This is a genomic window from Staphylococcus pseudintermedius (assembly GCF_001792775.2).
GTDB lineage: Bacteria > Bacillota > Bacilli > Staphylococcales > Staphylococcaceae > Staphylococcus > Staphylococcus pseudintermedius.
Genome location: NZ_MLGE02000013.1, coordinates 66,178 through 83,493, shown reverse-complemented (window position 1 = coordinate 83,493; position 17,316 = coordinate 66,178). Strand labels below are relative to the sequence as shown.

Annotated in this window: 18 protein-coding genes; 11 read left to right on the top strand and 7 right to left on the bottom strand. The window is 34.6% G+C overall.

The features are described 5' to 3' along the window. Nucleotides 1-178 precede the first annotated feature (178 nt). Nucleotides 179-739, bottom strand: a complete 561-nt coding sequence (locus BJK46_RS12485) for a tyrosine-type recombinase/integrase (RefSeq protein ID WP_240790494.1) — start codon at nt 737-739, stop codon at nt 179-181. A gap of 779 nt (nt 740-1,518) precedes the next feature. Between BJK46_RS12485 and BJK46_RS09485 the strand changes: the two genes are divergently transcribed. Next, nucleotides 1,519-1,710, top strand: coding sequence for a DUF1381 domain-containing protein (locus BJK46_RS09485; RefSeq protein WP_242058972.1), 192 nt, complete (start codon nt 1,519-1,521; stop codon nt 1,708-1,710). On the opposite strand, the gene BJK46_RS09480 is transcribed toward BJK46_RS09485, so the two are convergent. Then, nucleotides 1,694-2,002 carry a DUF4870 domain-containing protein gene (locus tag BJK46_RS09480; protein WP_037543121.1) on the bottom strand — a complete coding sequence of 103 codons (309 nt, stop codon included), beginning with the start codon at nt 2,000-2,002 and terminating at the stop codon, nt 1,694-1,696. The genes BJK46_RS09485 and BJK46_RS09480 overlap by 17 nt on opposite strands. An 857-nt stretch (nt 2,003-2,859) precedes the next feature. Between BJK46_RS09480 and BJK46_RS09475 the strand changes: the two genes are divergently transcribed. From BJK46_RS09475 to BJK46_RS09460, 4 genes are all read left to right on the top strand, one after another. After that, nucleotides 2,860-3,606 (top strand): glycerophosphodiester phosphodiesterase family protein, encoded by a 747-nt coding sequence (locus BJK46_RS09475; protein WP_015729071.1) that lies wholly within the window; start codon nt 2,860-2,862, stop codon nt 3,604-3,606. Between the two features lie 30 nt (nt 3,607-3,636). Continuing rightward, nucleotides 3,637-4,929: an MFS transporter gene (locus BJK46_RS09470; RefSeq protein WP_015729072.1), complete on the top strand. Its 1,293-nt coding sequence runs from the start codon at nt 3,637-3,639 to the stop codon at nt 4,927-4,929. Between the two features lie 157 nt (nt 4,930-5,086). Further along, a complete protein-coding gene (locus BJK46_RS09465) occupies nt 5,087-5,329 on the top strand; it encodes a hypothetical protein (RefSeq protein ID WP_015729073.1) in 243 nt (80 codons plus the stop codon). A 78-nt stretch (nt 5,330-5,407) separates the two neighbouring features. After that, on the top strand, nt 5,408-6,148 hold the full coding sequence (locus BJK46_RS09460) for an HAD family hydrolase (RefSeq protein ID WP_015729074.1): 741 nt from the start codon (nt 5,408-5,410) through the stop codon (nt 6,146-6,148). Nucleotides 6,149-6,439: 291 nt separating this feature from the next. Here BJK46_RS09460 and BJK46_RS09455 read toward each other — a convergent pair whose 3' ends face one another. Further along, nucleotides 6,440-7,081, bottom strand: a complete 642-nt coding sequence (locus BJK46_RS09455; RefSeq protein ID WP_014614009.1) for a thermonuclease family protein — start codon at nt 7,079-7,081, stop codon at nt 6,440-6,442. 658 nt (nt 7,082-7,739) lie between these two features. Then, nucleotides 7,740-7,937, bottom strand: coding sequence for a hypothetical protein (locus BJK46_RS09450; protein WP_014614007.1), 198 nt, complete (start codon nt 7,935-7,937; stop codon nt 7,740-7,742). A gap of 138 nt (nt 7,938-8,075) precedes the next feature. Here BJK46_RS09450 and nucI point away from each other — a divergent pair, with 138 nt between their 5' ends. Then, on the top strand, nt 8,076-8,582 hold the full coding sequence (nucI, locus tag BJK46_RS09445) for a thermonuclease NucI (protein WP_015729076.1): 507 nt from the start codon (nt 8,076-8,078) through the stop codon (nt 8,580-8,582). A 63-nt stretch (nt 8,583-8,645) separates the two neighbouring features. Here the strand turns inward: nucI and BJK46_RS09440 are convergent, their stop codons facing one another. Both BJK46_RS09440 and BJK46_RS09435 read right to left on the bottom strand, forming a co-directional pair. Further along, on the bottom strand, nt 8,646-9,515 hold the full coding sequence (locus BJK46_RS09440; protein WP_014614005.1) for a hypothetical protein: 870 nt from the start codon (nt 9,513-9,515) through the stop codon (nt 8,646-8,648). Between the two features lie 428 nt (nt 9,516-9,943). Next, the gene (locus BJK46_RS09435) at nt 9,944-10,306 is read right to left on the bottom strand and encodes a transcriptional regulator, SarA/Rot family (protein ID WP_014614004.1); all 363 of its coding nucleotides are present in this window, start codon (nt 10,304-10,306) and stop codon (nt 9,944-9,946) included. 514 nt (nt 10,307-10,820) lie between these two features. Between BJK46_RS09435 and BJK46_RS09430 the strand changes: the two genes are divergently transcribed. Then, the gene (locus BJK46_RS09430; RefSeq protein WP_015729077.1) at nt 10,821-11,408 is read left to right on the top strand and encodes a hypothetical protein; all 588 of its coding nucleotides are present in this window, start codon (nt 10,821-10,823) and stop codon (nt 11,406-11,408) included. A 43-nt stretch (nt 11,409-11,451) separates the two neighbouring features. On the opposite strand, the gene BJK46_RS09425 is transcribed toward BJK46_RS09430, so the two are convergent. After that, nucleotides 11,452-12,804: an aspartate kinase gene (locus BJK46_RS09425; protein WP_015729078.1), complete on the bottom strand. Its 1,353-nt coding sequence runs from the start codon at nt 12,802-12,804 to the stop codon at nt 11,452-11,454. A 191-nt stretch (nt 12,805-12,995) separates the two neighbouring features. Here BJK46_RS09425 and BJK46_RS09420 point away from each other — a divergent pair, with 191 nt between their 5' ends. The 4 genes from BJK46_RS09420 to BJK46_RS09405 all read left to right on the top strand — a co-directional run bounded on the left by BJK46_RS09420 (nt 12,996) and on the right by BJK46_RS09405 (nt 17,256). After that, nucleotides 12,996-14,279 carry a homoserine dehydrogenase gene (locus BJK46_RS09420; protein ID WP_014614000.1) on the top strand — a complete coding sequence of 428 codons (1,284 nt, stop codon included), beginning with the start codon at nt 12,996-12,998 and terminating at the stop codon, nt 14,277-14,279. A 5-nt stretch (nt 14,280-14,284) separates the two neighbouring features. Next, the gene (gene thrC, locus BJK46_RS09415; RefSeq protein WP_103263592.1) at nt 14,285-15,349 is read left to right on the top strand and encodes a threonine synthase; all 1,065 of its coding nucleotides are present in this window, start codon (nt 14,285-14,287) and stop codon (nt 15,347-15,349) included. Next, on the top strand, nt 15,349-16,266 hold the full coding sequence (gene thrB / locus BJK46_RS09410) for a homoserine kinase (RefSeq protein ID WP_172635631.1): 918 nt from the start codon (nt 15,349-15,351) through the stop codon (nt 16,264-16,266). Before thrC ends, thrB begins: the two co-directional genes overlap by 1 nt. A 186-nt stretch (nt 16,267-16,452) precedes the next feature. Next, a complete protein-coding gene (locus tag BJK46_RS09405) occupies nt 16,453-17,256 on the top strand; it encodes a Cof-type HAD-IIB family hydrolase (RefSeq protein ID WP_014613997.1) in 804 nt (267 codons plus the stop codon). Nucleotides 17,257-17,316: the final 60 nt, after the last annotated feature.

Here is a 17,316-nt window from a genome sequence, read left to right as displayed (position 1 = left end):
GATTAATACCATTAGCCCAGCTTGCAGAGTTGGCTTACGCAAGATATTGAACCGCCGAGTACGGAACCGTACGCTCGGTGGTGTGAGAGGACGAGTAGTCAATTAATGGCTATTCTCCTACTCGATTTTGTACCAGTTTCTGCTTTTTATGTGAATTGGGTGCAAAGTGGGTACAGACTTATCCGAAAAGGTTGTTGTCATAAATGAATTTTTCAAAGTTTTCTTTTGCCTTATGATTCATTTTTTCAGTCACATGACTATAAATTTGTTCAGTAACTGCCATTGTTTTATGTCCGAATCGTTCTTGAATGACTTTCATTGGGACATCACTTTCTAACAACAGCGTCGCATGTGTATGTCTTAACTTGTGAATGCTCAACTTGTTTTCTTTTCCTAATAATTTGCCGGTCACATGCATCATGGTTTTGTGTGTTGCACTTCGTGGAAGCGGGTCACCAAATGCATTACAGAATATAAAGTCATGAGTTGTATTATAAACATCTTCATTTACGATTCGATTCGCATTTTGAAGGTATTTCAATTTAGTTGATGCTTTCGCTAAATCATCAGTAATATAAATAGTTCTATGTTCTTTGTTTTTCGTTGTATTCCATCTGCCGTGATTTTGGTCATAAGATTTGGTGATAGATAATGTTTTATCTTTGCTGTGGTAATCAGACCAATGCAGTGCATTAGCTTCACCAACTCGTATTGCAGTTTCAATCATTGTTCTAAACATATAGTATTGATGAATGTCTCTTTTTTAACCATCTCCAGAAATGGTTTGATTTGTTCTTTTGGTAAATATTGCGCTTTTTGAGGCATATTTAAATCTTTATGTTTGAGTTCAATGCCGTCACACGGATTAAAGTGAATTAAGCGATCATACACAGCTCTTTGTTACGCTCGTTTTAAAAATGAATGTGATTTTTTGATAGGGATATCCCCGTAAAATTACAGTACTCACATTTTGGAAAATTTTTCATTTTCTATCGTACTTTCAATTAACTTATCAATGCGCCAAATTTTAAATAATAATCTAACCCTTCATCAAGGTGATAATTTTTATTCTCTTGTATGCCTTTGTTTAATGAATTTTCAATTTCGTTAGCATCAGAATTATTTCGAACGACTAATCACAGTGTACTAAAAAAAATGGAAAGGAGTCACAAAAGACAAGATGACACAGCAGACACAGGTAAAGGATACGAGTAATAAAAATACATTACAAAAAGTGAAAGAGGTGTTGAATAAATGAATATTAGAAAAGCTAAAGTTAGACAAGAAGAATTTGAATTCATTCATTAAGTTGACGCTGAAATGGTGAAGAGATAATAAAATAGGCTAATAACAAAGCACGTTTTTCCAAATTAGTTATAGATTGTGATTATCAAATAGAAATTTATAACGAGGGCTCGACAGAAATTGCTAAACTTGGTGTCTTTTTAATAAAACACAAAAACAATGATTTTTATACAATTTATGAGATGACGTTCAATCTATTAATTGATGTTTTGGATGAAGATTAAAATGATACAATATTTAATTATTAGAATCATAGAGGGTTCAGGACAAACTTTCACAGAAGCAACGAAAGTACGTGACAATCAAACGAATACTGCTGTGGAGGTGAATAATAAAGGGAAAGCGATTAAGAAGTATGAGGAGAAAAATAAAAAGTCATCAAGACTTTTTATTTTTCGGAAATGAGTACCTTGATTCCTAAATATAAATTTTTCAGCATATAGAATGGCACAGCTATAATAAAAATAATAGCTAATATAAACATCACACTTGAATGATTATTATTATATATGCTGAAAAGCACAGTAGATAGTCCAAGAGAAATCATCGGCAATATATGATAAAGCAAAGCTCTTTTAGCGTTCCTCGATGTATCTCCGTTAGATAGAGCCCAAACTACAATTGGGAAAATAAATGGTGCAAAAAAGACACTAAAATAACAAAAAGAAGAAAGAATTTTATTTGATGATTTATTCATTTCAACCCCTCCTATCTATACTGCAAATCTATCATGAATGACTGAAGAGTGCTAATGAAAAATCAATATCTTACAAAATTGTAAGATTGAAATTACAAAACTGTAAGGCGAAAGAAATGTGATTAAATGATTGAATTGCTCGAGTTTTACACGGCTAATCGATTAGAGATAGAAAGTTTGAAACTAAGAAAAGATATTTTCAACGATGAAATTGAGAATTGAGAGTAGTCGGTGCTAACGAAAAAGTGACTTTAATCAACAATTAAATCAGCTTTTGAATGAACACTCACTATTTTTCATCAGTAAAAGTTAGCGAGTGTTTTTTTACTATGTCGAAAAAACGATAAACTTCTAACTCTACTTAATAAAATGATGATCATACGTTAAAATTTTTGACAAACTATTGTCATAATTATATTAACGCATTATAATATTGAAAATGTCTAATGGAAACCTTTACATATGCGGTATCATCATGTTGTATGCATGCTGATTGATATGGATAAATGGTTGTTTCGCTATTGGAGAAAAATAAATGACAATGTGTATACGTTTTGTCATTACAACAAGTCGTCATTTCTCATTTCTACAATTTAGTCGAAATAGTCGAAAAGATAAAATCCAAGCAATATGAAGAAAGCGCGATGTTGTGTTTTCGTTAGTACAATCAAAAACATAAACTTTGATATAAAAACTAAGAAAGGAAAACTACTTAAATAGTAACTTTAACTTCATAGACTGTGTAAATCAAAGCGTACCCTCAATAGAGTTGCATGAGGTGCATGTTAAATGTGATTTTATAAAAAGTCGTTGTTCATACAGACAGAAATTAAAGATTTGAGTAGTCAGGCATCGATATGACAATAATTTTTGCACACAGAGGTTTGTCGAGTAAGGCACCAGAAAATACAGTGACAGCATTTGATTTGGCTCGAAAAGTAGAAGGCGTGAAATGGCTCGAGTTGGATGTAGCGATTACGAAAGATGAGCAGTTAATCATTTTTCACGATGACGATTTAGATCGCACAACGGACACGACAGGAGAAGTAAGTGAAACGTTATATGAAAAAATTGAACACGCTTCATCTGGAGAATGGTTCGGTCCTGAGTTCAAAGAAGAGCGTGTGTTGACGTTTGAACAGCTTATTGACTTTGCGAATCGCTATCAACTGAATTTGAACATTGAACTTAAAGGGGTTACAGGCCCAAATGGGTCGTATCTTAGTGAGCGCATGATTCAATTGTTTAAAGAACAGATTAAACAATTGGATTCGAACATCGAAGTACTTATCTCAAGTTTCAACTTTGCGTTACTTAAACTAGCAGAACAACATGTGCCACAGTATACGAGGGCGGTGTTATTTGAACGCTGTGCTTTTTATCCAGATTGGCGTACCATTGTTGATTTTTGTGGTTCTTCCATCGTTCATTTGGAGGATATCAATTTAACGCGTGATGTCGTACAAGATATTAAATCATCTGGTTACACTTTAAATGTGTGGACAGTTAATGATAAAGATCGTGCGAATATACTGTTCAATTGGGGCGTAGATGGCATTTTTACGGACTGTGCAGACGATTTAATACATTTACAAAAAGCATAGAATTAACAACTTAATGAAAGGAACATCAGTATGCAAAAAATACTTGATAAACTCAATTTTAAAGACCGTAAAACACTGATTGGATTTTTATCAGTTGTGACGGCAGGACAATTAATCTATTCTAGTTTTGAAGCTTTTAAAGGGACATTCTACAATTTATTGTTAGAAGTTTTGAATGTGAGTAATGCGGAGTTAGGTGCAATTTTTGGATTAATTGGTATCTCCATCTTCTTTTATATTCCAGGAGGTTGGATTAATAACCGTTTCTCCATCAAATCGATCTTAATTGTTGGTTTATTGATTCGTTTTATTACAATTTCTGTCATTATTTTCTTCAGCCCGACATTCCAAGTGCTGAAAATTATCGCGATTATTTGGGGGATTGTTGACTCATTTTTCTGGCCAGCTGTACTCAATGGTGTCATCTTTTTTACGGATCAAAGTAAGCGTGGTATGGGATTTGGTCTATTAGAATCCGTTCGCCGTGCAGAAGAGATGCTCATGAACTTGCTCATCGTCGGAATTATGTCATTAGTCAGTGGTATTGTTGTATTCAAAGGTGGTATGTTGGCATATAACTTGCTTATCATTCCACTGATTTTACTCATTATCAAATATGTCCCTAAAAACGGGATTGCTGCAATGGATGAAGAAGAAAAAACTGAAATTACTGGAAATAAATCGTTAGAGGCATTAAAAGGGTTATTTTATGTGTTATTGAAACCAAAAGTATGGCTAGCATCAATCAGTGCGATGTCTATTTACTGGGGGTATATCATTTTGATTTACAGTGTCCCATATTTACAGAAAACTTTTGATTTATCAACAACACAAACGGCACTATTTGGAATTTTCAACACAGGTTTAATGGGTGTGCTAATGGGTGTGTCAGCAGGGATTATTTCTGACTATGTGTTCAAATCATCATCTAAAATGATTTTCGCAGCATTGTTGTTATCATCTATCATATTACTAGGTGTTGTATTTATTAAAGGTAGTCTATTTGTCAGCATGGCATTGTTAATCGCATTTTCAGTTACAACATTCTTGGCGAAAAGTGTAATCCTTGCGCCAATTGCTGAATTCGATATTCCTAAAAAATATGCTGGTTCTGCGATGAGTGTCGGTTCGTTCGCTGCTTATGCGCCGATCTTCTGGGTGTATACAATGAATGGTAAATTGCTCGATGCCCATCAAGATAACGTCGTTGAAGCATACAGAATTATTTTTGAAATAGGTATTATCGTCGCGTTTTTAGGTAGTGTTTGTACACTGATTTTGCTCATGTTAAATCGCAAATCAAGCCGTCAAGTTACTGAATAAGAGAAATTATATTACACAACGAGTTGGAGTTATTCTGACTCGTTTTTTTGAAGGAAAGTGTGTTTATACTAAAATTGAGATATAATCACATTATATTTTGAACTATTCAAATTCGGTGTGGATGCACAGTAGGAAATGGTGAAAGAGAGTGATTTGATTGTTAACATTAATATTCATCAGTAAAAGTGAGGACAGTGTCACCTATCATTTTTATCCAGAAAATCGTTTTGAAGCAGCGCCAGGACATATCACAGTCCGACTTTCTGACTTAAAATGTTTTAAAGCGAAAAAAGCAGATCCAGATGAAAATATATGGTACCTTGAGCATGCACTTACAAGAGTGAGAGAACATATTAAAGAAAATCACTTTCCTGAATCAGAAGTTGTTGCATGGTATTAAGAAAAGTACTATTTGCTATTTTCTGAATTTTATGTCTATCATGAACTATCAAATACGAAAAAATCGAGGAGTAGAACCATGTTCACACAACCTAAGCTCATTATTTTTGATTTAGATAATACGTTATATGCGTTTGATGCATTATGGCAAGAGGCAAATAAAGCAACTTTTGAATCATATGAACAGTTTAAAGGCATGGATTATGATGAATTTCTTCCACTTTATCAAAAATATGATCAACATTTTTGGAAGCAACATGATTCTGGGCTGATCAGTTTAGACGAATTAAGGCAACTGCGATTAATTGAAACATTAAAGCGTTATGAAATCGACGTGACGTATGAAGAGGCACAAGCGTATTTTGAGCGATTTTTAAGTTTATTATTGTCTAAAATAACGGTGAATGAAAAAATGAATGCGCTGTTGAACGATTTAAAGGCACATGTTGAAATTGCGATTTTAACGAATGGAAAATTAACTGAACAAAGGACAAAGATTGAAAACTTGCAGCTGAATACGATTTTTAATGACAATATTTTTATCTCTGAAGTAATGGGTGTTGAAAAACCGGATGCACAAGCGTTTTTAAAGGTGACTGATGAGTTGAATATTCGCCCTGAAGAAACATTAATGGTAGGGGATTCATGGACTAATGATGTTAAAGGTAGCATAAATGTAGGCATGTCTGTGATTTGGTTCAATCCCTCACAAACTGAAGATCGACATTTAGATAATCACCAAATTCAAATTTTTACTGGTGAGATTGAACAATTATTGGAAAAGCTCATATCAATGATGGAAGCGGATTGTCATTTTTAGAACATTTGATTCATACAATGTTAGGTCGTGATAGTATGGAGAATAATGGAAAATGGGAGGGAAGGAAACAGAGGGCATTGACGTTAAAGAATTGGCTATGAGTGAAAAACAGGCTGGAACAAATTGATGTTCCAACCTCATCACCCTTATGAAAAACGAATTCACATTATATACAAGTTGATTTTTATGACAGTCAAGGTGATTAATAGATGTAATATGATAAATGAATACACCTATTGGAAAATCTTAATGTCATATCGTACTGCTTCTGTTATTTTTTTCTGTTACTACTTATGACGCCAGACTTCCAATATTTGCTGTGTCATTTTCGCTGATTTCATCTTCAAATGCAGAATTCAAGCTCCATATACCTAATTTTGCTTTTTTTGCTGCTTTCTGTGATTTCTCTAATTGACTTAAATATCTCGTATTCGGTGGGTAAACATAGTCTACTTTAGCAAGGCCTTCCTTCACTAAAATGTTGTTGACCATTTTACCATCAACATAAATATAAGCTAAATAACGGTGATATTTGTCTTGTTTTCGACCTACATCAAATTCTACCTCTATTTTGTTTGCATTTTTAAGTAGTTTTGCCGTTCTGTCTGAAGCTTCTTGACCAAATGGTTGCTTGCCGAGACGTGGATGTTTAGTTTCCGGTGTATCAATTAATAAAAAGCGAAATGTTTCAGTCTTTCCTTGGTATTTTAATTTTGCTGTGTCACCGTCGACAGCTTTGACAAGTTCTACAGGAAATTTTTGTGTTGTACCTGGTTGTGCTGCTTTAGATGATGTGACGGTAGATTTTCCCGTAGCTGCTAGAGCGTTTTCTAGGTTCGTGAAACATGTCGCCGCAAACGCAACAACCGTTAAAACAAATAAAAGTGTGAGACCACTCTTCCAATTTTGATACCACTTTGTTTCTCTATTCATGCATTTTAGCCTCCTTAAAATGTCCATTTTATTCCGCTAAAACCCACTAAATCTTAATTAATAAATCCCCAATTTAATATGATAAGTATAAATTATGTATGCAGTTTATATCAAGCCTATTTTTTAAAATGACAAAAATTTGTAATAAAAAAATATTTTGTATACAAGGTAGGAGGTATCTATACACAATAAGATATTCAATGAAATTTGAATAGAGTTTTAAATTTAGAGGTGCTATATTATATTTAACCGTCAATTTATGGGAGGTGTAGTATGGTTTTTGAATGTAAAAAAGGACCATTGAATGTGAAAATAGACATTAAAAAAACGTCAATCAAAGAATGTATTAAAGGCCTTGTTTTTTGGAGTATTATTATTTCATTGGTCGCATATTCACGAAAGAAAAATAAGTAAGACGTCAGTAAATGATAAAAGGGAGCTATGATTATGAACGAAATTACTAAAATACGTCTCAGAACAGTATTGAACTATGGCATTGGAGTGGCAGCATTAATTTTTGCGGTGTATATATTAACGAAATAGTGCACTGGGCAGTAGGATTCGTTAAATGATTGATTTGAATTAAAAAGGGGAGTTGCTTATTTTTGCGACTCCCCTTTTTATTAATCTCAGTTGTTAGTCTTATCACGTGATATTATTATGAGTTTTTGGAATTACGCCGTTCTCTCTTGGATTTAATGAGTTGCGTAATGAACCCACCTAAAACACCGAGTAATACGCCGATAAATGCGCCTGCAATGAGAGGTAAGTTGAATACATATTGCAAAGCATAACCGATTATCACTGCAACAATCACGATGATTAGAGACAGACGATTTTCACTAAAAGTCTTCATTTTTTGGTTCACTCCTAATCGTTTTGATTATAACATTTTTAACTGAAAAGAACAGTGTCATATGTGTGTAAAATTGACGCTTATAGTTAGGATTACATATGATATGATGGTGTTAATCATACATAAAAAGGAGTCGCTATGAAAAAAATTACAACAGGCGTTTTAATCCTCGTCATTGCCATTGTCGTTTTAATCTTTCAATATATCAATGGAGATGGCCCTTTTAAAAAGTCTTCAACGGATGTGAGAGGCGAATCATATCTCGTTAAACGCGTAATCGATGGAGATACCATTATTATCGATAAAGATGGGCAAGATGAACGTGTACGCTTAATTGGTGTGGATACACCAGAAACGGTTAAACCGAATACGCCAGTGCAACCATACGGAAAAGCTGCATCAAATTTTACAAAGAAACATTTAACGAATCAACGTGTTAGATTGGAATATGATCGTGAACCAAAAGATAAATACGGACGTACATTGGCTTATGTTTGGTTAGGAGACGAAATGTTTAATGTAAAATTAGCAAAAGAAGGTTTAGCTAGAGCCAAATTTTATCCACCGAATGATAAATATCGTATATTGATTGAACAAGCCCAAAAGGAAGCACAAAAGAAACAGCTGAACATTTGGGAACGCTAAAACATTAAAGACACTTTGAGGCTAATATACAGTCTCAAAGTGTCTTTTTATTTATGAATAACCTTATTGATGTTTTGACGATTCATGATGGTTTTCGAACGATGATACTAATTGTTGCATTGTATGACTTTCGAGTTGTGTATGAGACGTATCAATGAGCGCTTGAATCGCATATTGAATGTCTGTTTCACTTTCACTCGTATAAATGCGGCTATATGGCTGTGCGTCACCATCAATACGTTCGCCACGTTGGTCAACACAATATATCACACCGATTGTCGATACAGGCACTTGTACGAATGATTCAACAGCTTCTTGGATGTTTTGTGTTGCTCTTTCAGCAATTTGATACGGATCATATTCATGAAATTCATAGGTGATTTTGTTTTCAGAAATAATTTCATTAAACGTGTACGATGTTTTTAAGTCAGACTGAAATTGATTGTGATATTGATGTGCAATATAGTGACCGACAATGCGATTCAAATCTTGTTCATCTGTTGTAGGTATGCGACTATCAAAATGATAAAATGTTTTGGATTTCAATGACTTGATGTTCATTAAAATCATGCCGACATTCGTAATCACAATAAAATCAAATTCTGAGATAAATGGAAATAGTGGATTTTTTGGTGCAATTTGACTTGTTGTAATAATGCGGAAATCCTTAATTTTTTCATCACTTTTGAAATCTTCTAGCAAGTGATTCAACAGTTGTCGTGTATTTCTCAAATTAAGATGATACGTCGTTGTAATCGCCCGTTTCTCCTTAGATTGATATCTTTCCTGTTTTAAGATGGAAATTTTATTGAGTAGTTGCATCTTTGTATAAGCTTCTACATCGAGTTGATGTTGATAAAACTTTAGACGTAGGAGCGCTAATAAAACTAAAATAAAAAGTACACAAATTAAAAACCATAATAACAATGACATCTATGTATCCTCCTTCCTAGAGTTTAAAACGCGAATCACGCTAATCGCATATGGGGTCAACAGATGAAAGGGTATAGTTAATCTTAATCATATGTTAATTATTCATTAATGTCTAATTTTGTGCATTTTGATAGGGGGCTCGTTGTAGCGTAGAACATGCAAAGAGGCTCAAGCCATTGGAAAGTCATTGCTAAAGGTGTGTCATCTTAGTCTAAGGTGGAGGTTCGAGTTAGTCTGAAATCAAGCTTTTCAATTACAGGCGCAACTGATTCGTTTGTTTAAATAGTACAAGGTGATTATTGCGTTAAAATTGCAGTGGTTATATCGTGATATACTACGGATACCAATTCAAACCCTGTCTTATAAAATTACAGATATCACCGGAATGATATCTGTAATTTGGAGTTTACCAATTTAAGGTTAGCCAATTATTGTAAAATGTCTTTTTGAATTTGATTGAAGTTATCAAGTAGTTGTTGCATATTTTCTGCTTGTGCATCATCAATTGTAATGAAGACTTTTCGTTCATCTTCTGTAGAACGTTCTTTACCAATGATATTTTTTTCTGTTAAGGCCGTTAACGATTTATGTATCTCCATTAAACTAAAATCAATTGATTGTTTGACTTTGTGTAATGAAATACGACGACTATTTGTCGTTTTAAGGTGATATAAAAACAAAATGTCATTCAGTTTTAGGCCATGTTGTTTCTTAAGTTCACTGATAATTTTCTTTCTATTTGATTCGTAAAAGAAGATAGCTTCTGTCTCCATATCAAAATGGTTGTTCATAATTTCACTCCTTTATCAACTTTCCTATTACCCTAAGTTATATTATATTAAAAAATTTATACTTTTAAAAGAATATTCTTAAAGTAATTCAAAAAAACAGCATATGGCATTTAAAAGTGCATAAAATATCACATCCACACATGTAAAATTTTAACTGTTATTAAATAGAAATTCAATTATTTTTAAAGTAAAATAGTTATAATTCGAATGTAGGGGTGATATTTTTAATAGCTTACAATGAAATTAGATATAATTCAACGCAAAAGTGTGAATATTAATGATTTTTGTTATTAAATTTGTCGAAACTAAAAACCTTTTTGTCATATTAGGTAATAAAGATGTTGTCAAATTCGGTTTTTTAATCATTATATATGAGTGTGTTTATTAAAATGAAGTGGTATTATATTTTAAGTTGAATTCATTTGAGTTAAATGTTGTTAATTCATTGATAAAACACAATTAATCTAGTATAATTAAATGCAATTGTAAGCGTTTTCCCAGGGGGTGAAATAACATGAATACATCAAAAAGAGAACGAATGGAATATTTAGTACATACGTTAATTGATAATGAGCCGCATGCGTTTAAATTTCATGGTGAGATGGCAACGCATTTATTTTTAACGGATCAACTTCACTTTGATAACAAAGTTGAAATTTGTGTCAAGCGAAATGAGCTATTGAAAATTTTACGTGTGATTCCAATGGCTTTTACGATTAAAGTGATAAATAAAAAGGGAGAGCAGCTGCCATATGATGATGTGCAACTCCATCAAATGTCCTCTTTAGAAGTTTATGATCATAATGATTTGTTAATGAACATCATTATTTATGATGTAGATAATGAGCATTGGCTATTTCGACTCAATCATAATGTCAGAATTCCTGAAAAGTATATTTACTATCATTCGCTCAAATGGAAAGTCGACTATATTAAGCCTGAAATTGTGCTCATGTATTTACTACATGAACCTTTTAATGATAAAAAAGTACCGTTTTATCGTCATTTAATTGATAAAATGAGTTACTTTCAATTTGTAACATTGAAAATAGCAGTCGGGGAAGATTTATTAAAACGCGTCATTTCAGAAAGAAGTACTTAACGTGAATGTGATAATCATTCTACGCTAAGTACTCTTTTAATTTTTAACGTTTGTAACAATGTTCATAACACGCTTTTACAGCTGCTTCAGCATCTTTTGTTGAAATCCCGAACATCATCGAAATTTCGGAAGAACCTTGGTTCATCATTTTTAAGTTAATATTGGCTTGTGCTAAAGCGTCGGTAATTTTATTGGCAGTGCCGACTGTAGAACTCATACCTTCACCGACGATCATTAATATTGCTAAGTCATGTTCAACATTCAATTCGTCAATTTGACAATAATGGCGAATTTCCTCTAAAACTTTTTGTTCTTTGCCAGCAAGCTGATTCGAGCGCATAATAATACTGATATTATCAATTCCAGATGGCATATGGTCAAATGAAATGTTATACTTTGCCAATATTTCCAAAACTTTAACTGTAAAACCGACTTGTCTATTCATCAAATACTTTTTAATGTTAATACTTGTAAAGCCTTTGTCACAACTAATACCTGACACGACTTTGTCATGGTTGATTTCACGGTCGTGCACAATATATGTCCCTTTATCACTTGGGCGATTCGTATTTTTAATGACGACAGGGATACGATAGCGATATAGCGGTTGTAATGCCTCGTCATGAAATACGCCAAAGCCAGCGTAAGACAATTCACGCATTTCGCGATAAGTAATTTTGTGAATGACTTCAGGATGTTTAATAACTGATGGATTGGCGCGGAAAATACCTGATACATCCGTAAAGTTTTCATATAAATCCGCTTTAACACCCCTTGCGACAATTGCACCTGTAATATCAGAGCCACCTCGCGGGAATGTCACGATATGCTCCGTTTCTGAATAGCCAAAAAAGCCGGGAATAATAATTTTTTTGTCTGTATTTCTAATTTCTTTAATTTTATCGTAACTCGATTCTAAAATTTGTGCGTTGCCTGGATCATCCGTTACAATGATGCCCGCATCTTGTGGTGATAAGTATATCGTCGGGATCCCTTGTTCGTTATTGTATGCAGCAATGATTTGTGCATTAAAGTTTTCACCTGATGATTTTAACGCATCGAGCAAGCGTTCAGGTGTATCTTTTAAAGTTGCAATGTGTGATTCGAGTGTACGATCAATCTCAGTGAGAATATCTGTTTCTAATGGTAATTCATCAATAATATCTTTGAAGCGATTAAGGATCTCTTGTTTTTTATGTGTATAATCGAGTTGGTTAATCACTTTTTCATACAACCTAATGAGTAGATCGGTTGTCTTGACATCATCACTGTAGCGTTTACCAGGTGCGGATACGATAATAATACGTCTTTCAGAATCGCTGTTTACGATATTTAAAACTTTTTTAATTTGTTCAGCTGATGCGACTGAACTGCCTCCAAATTTTGATACTTTCATAACTTTAGACAACCTTTCTATAATATGAGATACCTATTCAAATTAACCAATACTAATGGTAAAATAGAACTGTCTTTTCTAAATTTTTAGAACTTTACAAACTTTGTGAATGAATTTATACTAAACCATATTTACATATATTTCAATAGAACATGAGTAATTTCATCAGATTTGATTCGGAGGGAAAATAAATGAAACAACTTAATGTTGCATTATTAGGATTAGGGACTGTCGGTTCAGGAGTCGTTAAGATTATTGAAGAGAACCATCAGCAGATTAAAGAAACGATTCAAAAAGATATTCAGATTAAGCATATTTTGGTTCGAGATAAATCCAAAAAGCGACCGCTAAATATTTCACGTTATCATTTGACGGAAGATGTGAATGACATTTTAAATGATGACGATTTGGATATTATCATCGAGGTGATGGGTGGTATTGAGCCGACTGTGGACTGGTTAAAAGCAGCATTAAGTCAAAAGAAACACGTGATTACTGCCAATAAAGACTTATTAGCGGTGCACCTACGTGTCTTAGAAGATTTAGCTGAAGCAAACGGTGTCGCGCTCAAATATGAAGCTAGTGTTGCAGGGGGTATCCCGATTGTCAATGCCATTAACAACGGTTTAAATGCAAATAACATTAGTAAATTTATGGGAATCTTTAATGGTACTTCCAATTTTATTTTGACAAAGATGACAGAGGACGGCGCACCTTATGAAACAGCATTACAACAAGCGCAAGATTTAGGTTTTGCTGAGGCGGACCCAACTGATGACGTGGAAGGTATTGACGCAGCACGAAAAGTTGTTATTACATCGTATTTATCATTTAATCAGGTCATTACGTTAAATGAGGTTAAAACAGAAGGCATCAGTGGCGTGACACCGCAAGATATCGATACAGCAAAAACATTAGGGTACAAAATTAAACTCATTGGTAAAGGCTCATATGCGCAAGGCAAAATTGATGCGTCCGTTCGTCCAACGCTTATTGCACATGCACACCAACTCGCTGCTGTCGAGAATGAGTACAACGCGATTTATGTCATTGGTGATGCAGTCGGTGAGACAATGTTTTACGGTAAGGGCGCTGGAAGTTTAGCTACAGGTTCAGCAGTTGTGAGTGACTTACTCAATGTTGCATTACAATTCGAATCGAACTTGCATACATTACCACCTCATTTTGAATTAAAAACGGAGGCAACGAAAGAAATGATGGACGACGGTGAGACAGTGACATTAAAAGAAAAGGAAAGTTATTATTTTGTAGTGAATACACCTGAAACGTCACTTAAACAAGTGGAATCAACTTTAAAAAGTCACTTACCATTCCATAAATCGCTTCAAGTGATTGAACTCTCACCGACAACATTTGCAGGGATTGTTGTTGGAATTGACACTGATCCGACATCTTATGTTGAACAAGAAGCCGATTATCAAGTTGAAAAAATTTATCCAGTTGAAGGAGTTTGATACGTATGAAATTATGGAAAGGTCTTGTTGAAGAATACAAAGCATTTCTACCAGTAGATGAAAACACACCAACAGTGACGTTAAATGAAGGGCATACGCCACTCATTTATTGTGACACGATGTCAGAGATGTTAGGCATTGAACTGTATGTTAAATATGAAGGCGCTAATCCAACTGGTTCATTCAAAGATCGAGGCATGGTCATGGCAGTCACAAAAGCGAAAGAGCAAGGCAAGAAAATGGTGATCTGTGCCTCGACAGGGAATACATCAGCTTCTGCTGCGGCATATGCGGCGCGTGCAGGTTTAAAAGCGATTGTCGTCATTCCTGAAGGTAAGATTGCTTTAGGAAAGTTATCGCAAGCTGTTATGTATGGTGCTGAAATCGTCTCTATTGAAGGAAACTTTGACGAAGCGTTAGAAATCGTTAAAGAAGTTGCTGAAGATGGAGAAATCGAATTAGTCAACTCAGTCAACCCGTATCGTATTGAAGGTCAAAAAACGAGTGCTTTTGAAATTGTTGAGCAGTTAGATGACCAAGCACCAGATATTTTAGCTATTCCAGTAGGTAACGCCGGAAATATTACTGCATATTGGAAAGGTTTTAAAACGTACGAAGAAAAATATCAAACAGGCTTACCACATATGTTTGGATTCCAAGCGGCTGGTGCAGCACCTATCGTTAACAATCAAGTCGTTAAAAACCCTGAAACAATAGCTACAGCGATTCGTATCGGTAATCCTGCAAGTTGGAAGCAAGCAGTTCAAGCGATTGAAGAATCTGACGGTTTAATTGAAGCAGTCACAGATGAAGAAATTTTAGAAGCGTATCAACTGATGACTTCTAAAGAGGGTATTTTTAGCGAACCTGCAAGTAACGCATCGATAGCCGGACTTATTAAATTACATCGCCAAGGAAAATTGCCTCAAGGTAAAAAAGTGGTTGCAGTTTTAACTGGAAATGGTTTGAAAGATCCGGATACGGCGATTGGTTTATTAGAAAATCCTATTCAAGCATTACCAAATCATAAAAAAAGTATCGTTCAATACATTAAGGACGCGTTAAAATGATAAAAAAACAACTACATTTAGAGATTCCAGCTTCTACAGCGAACTTAGGCTGTGGGTTTGATTCCATTGGTATGGCGCTGAATAAATTTTTACGTATTGACGCCCATATCATTGAAGAAGATCAATGGCGTTTTATTCACAATGGCCCACATCTCGTTGGCTTGCCTGAAGACGAAACACATTACATTTATAAGATTGCACAACAAGTCGCTGCTCAATATGACGTGACTTTGCCCATGCTTGAAATTAATATGTACAGTGATATTCCATTAGCGCGCGGCTTAGGTTCATCTGCTTCAGCGTTAGTAGGGGCACTATTTATCGCTAATTACTTTGGAGATATTGAGCTATCGCAGTACGAATTATTGCAATTGGCAACACAAATTGAAGGGCATCCCGATAATGTTGCGCCAACGATTTATGGTGGTTTAGTCGTGGGCTATCATAACGCTGAAACAAAAGTGACAAGCATTGCGCATATCGATGTGCCAGCGGTTGACTTTATTATTTCCATACCTGAGTACGAACTTGAAACGGTGGAAGCACGCAAAGTTCTACCTGACAGTATTACACATCAAGATGCAGTTAAATATAGTGCCATTAGTAACACGATGATTAGTGCTTTCATTCAACATCATTATGAACTCGCTGGACAAATGATGGAACAAGATGGATTGCACGAGCCATATCGTCAACATTTAATTCGTGATTTTGAAGCGGTAAAACGCATTGCCCACGAACATGGTGCATATGCGACTGTGATTTCCGGTGCGGGTCCAACAATTTTAACAATGATTAAAAAAGAAAACAGTGGGCCACTCGTGCGTGCTTTGCGCAAATATGTTGAAGATTGTCATTCTGAACTTGCCACTGTAAATACATCAGGTGTCGTATCGAAAGTAACACATCATTTTTAAGTATTCATATTGTGCGAAAGATTGGGAGCATTTCATTGTTTCCTAGTCTTTCTTTTTTGAGTGACATTAAGATTAAGACAGAAGCGCGTCAAAAGCTTGATGTGCGTGCTTTGATTTAGGCTTCTATCATTTTGAATTTACTGCAGTTTAGTGTAAGATAAAATCAAATTGAAAGGAGTTTTGGAGATGAAACCAGATTTAGTCGTTATGGACATGGATGACACGTTAATGACGTCCGAAAACCGTGTCTCTGATAAAACAAAAGCATATTTATTATTACTTCAAAAAAATGGCGTAAAAATCGCACTTGCCTCAGGTCGTCCAACAGCGGGGATGTTACCAACTGCAAAGTCATTAAAGATGGATGAATTTGGAAGTTATATTATGAGTTACAATGGGGCACAAACAATTGAACTCTCTAATGAAGAAGTTGTTTCGAAAAAAGTCATTGAAAAAGCAGAATTCGATAAAATTGTAGACTTTTGCCGTGAACATGAACTTTTCGTATTAACTTATCATGATGATACAATTATTTATGAAGGCGAGCATGAATATATGAATATCGAATCAGAGTTGACAGGATTGCCTATGAAGAAAGTGGACGATATTAAAGACTATATTCAAGATGCTGTGCCTAAAGTGATGGGTGTCGATTATGAAGAGCATATTGCAGAATTGATTAAAAAAATGGATGGCGAATTTGATAATGAGGTCGATATGACAACGAGTAAGCCGTTTTTCCTTGAATTTATGAGTAAAGGTGTATCTAAAGGAGAAGCGATTAAAAAATTAGCTGAACGTTTAGATTTAGATGTGAATCAAATGGTGGCATTCGGTGACAGTGCAAATGATATTGAAATGTTTAAAGTTGTCGGAAAAGCTGTTGCGATGAACAATGCGTCAGATGAAGTGAAATCATATGCGGATATGGTCACAAAAAGCCATGATGAAGATGGTATTCCGTACGCATTAGATCAAATATTGTCATAAACTATCCAATGAAAGCAAGAGAAGATCGTTGAATAATGAGCGATTTCGACCTTGCTTTTT

What these genes read in the sequence shown, in the direction of transcription:
- BJK46_RS12485 (WP_240790494.1), bottom strand. Translation starts at nt 739, where the DNA reads ATGTTTAGAACAATGATTGAAACTGCAATACGAGTTGGTGAAGCTAAT.
- BJK46_RS09485 (WP_242058972.1), top strand. Translation starts at nt 1,519, where the DNA reads ATGAAGATTAAAATGATACAATATTTAATTATTAGAATCATAGAGGGT.
- BJK46_RS09480 (WP_037543121.1), bottom strand. Translation starts at nt 2,002, where the DNA reads ATGAATAAATCATCAAATAAAATTCTTTCTTCTTTTTGTTATTTTAGT.
- BJK46_RS09475 (WP_015729071.1), top strand. Translation starts at nt 2,860, where the DNA reads ATGACAATAATTTTTGCACACAGAGGTTTGTCGAGTAAGGCACCAGAA.
- BJK46_RS09470 (WP_015729072.1), top strand. Translation starts at nt 3,637, where the DNA reads ATGCAAAAAATACTTGATAAACTCAATTTTAAAGACCGTAAAACACTG.
- BJK46_RS09460 (WP_015729074.1), top strand. Translation starts at nt 5,408, where the DNA reads ATGTTCACACAACCTAAGCTCATTATTTTTGATTTAGATAATACGTTA.
- BJK46_RS09455 (WP_014614009.1), bottom strand. Translation starts at nt 7,081, where the DNA reads ATGAATAGAGAAACAAAGTGGTATCAAAATTGGAAGAGTGGTCTCACA.
- BJK46_RS09450 (WP_014614007.1), bottom strand. Translation starts at nt 7,937, where the DNA reads ATGAAGACTTTTAGTGAAAATCGTCTGTCTCTAATCATCGTGATTGTT.
- nucI (WP_015729076.1), top strand. Translation starts at nt 8,076, where the DNA reads ATGAAAAAAATTACAACAGGCGTTTTAATCCTCGTCATTGCCATTGTC.
- BJK46_RS09440 (WP_014614005.1), bottom strand. Translation starts at nt 9,515, where the DNA reads ATGTCATTGTTATTATGGTTTTTAATTTGTGTACTTTTTATTTTAGTT.
- BJK46_RS09435 (WP_014614004.1), bottom strand. Translation starts at nt 10,306, where the DNA reads ATGAACAACCATTTTGATATGGAGACAGAAGCTATCTTCTTTTACGAA.
- BJK46_RS09430 (WP_015729077.1), top strand. Translation starts at nt 10,821, where the DNA reads ATGAATACATCAAAAAGAGAACGAATGGAATATTTAGTACATACGTTA.
- BJK46_RS09425 (WP_015729078.1), bottom strand. Translation starts at nt 12,804, where the DNA reads ATGAAAGTATCAAAATTTGGAGGCAGTTCAGTCGCATCAGCTGAACAA.
- BJK46_RS09420 (WP_014614000.1), top strand. Translation starts at nt 12,996, where the DNA reads ATGAAACAACTTAATGTTGCATTATTAGGATTAGGGACTGTCGGTTCA.
- thrC (WP_103263592.1), top strand. Translation starts at nt 14,285, where the DNA reads ATGAAATTATGGAAAGGTCTTGTTGAAGAATACAAAGCATTTCTACCA.
- BJK46_RS09405 (WP_014613997.1), top strand. Translation starts at nt 16,453, where the DNA reads ATGAAACCAGATTTAGTCGTTATGGACATGGATGACACGTTAATGACG.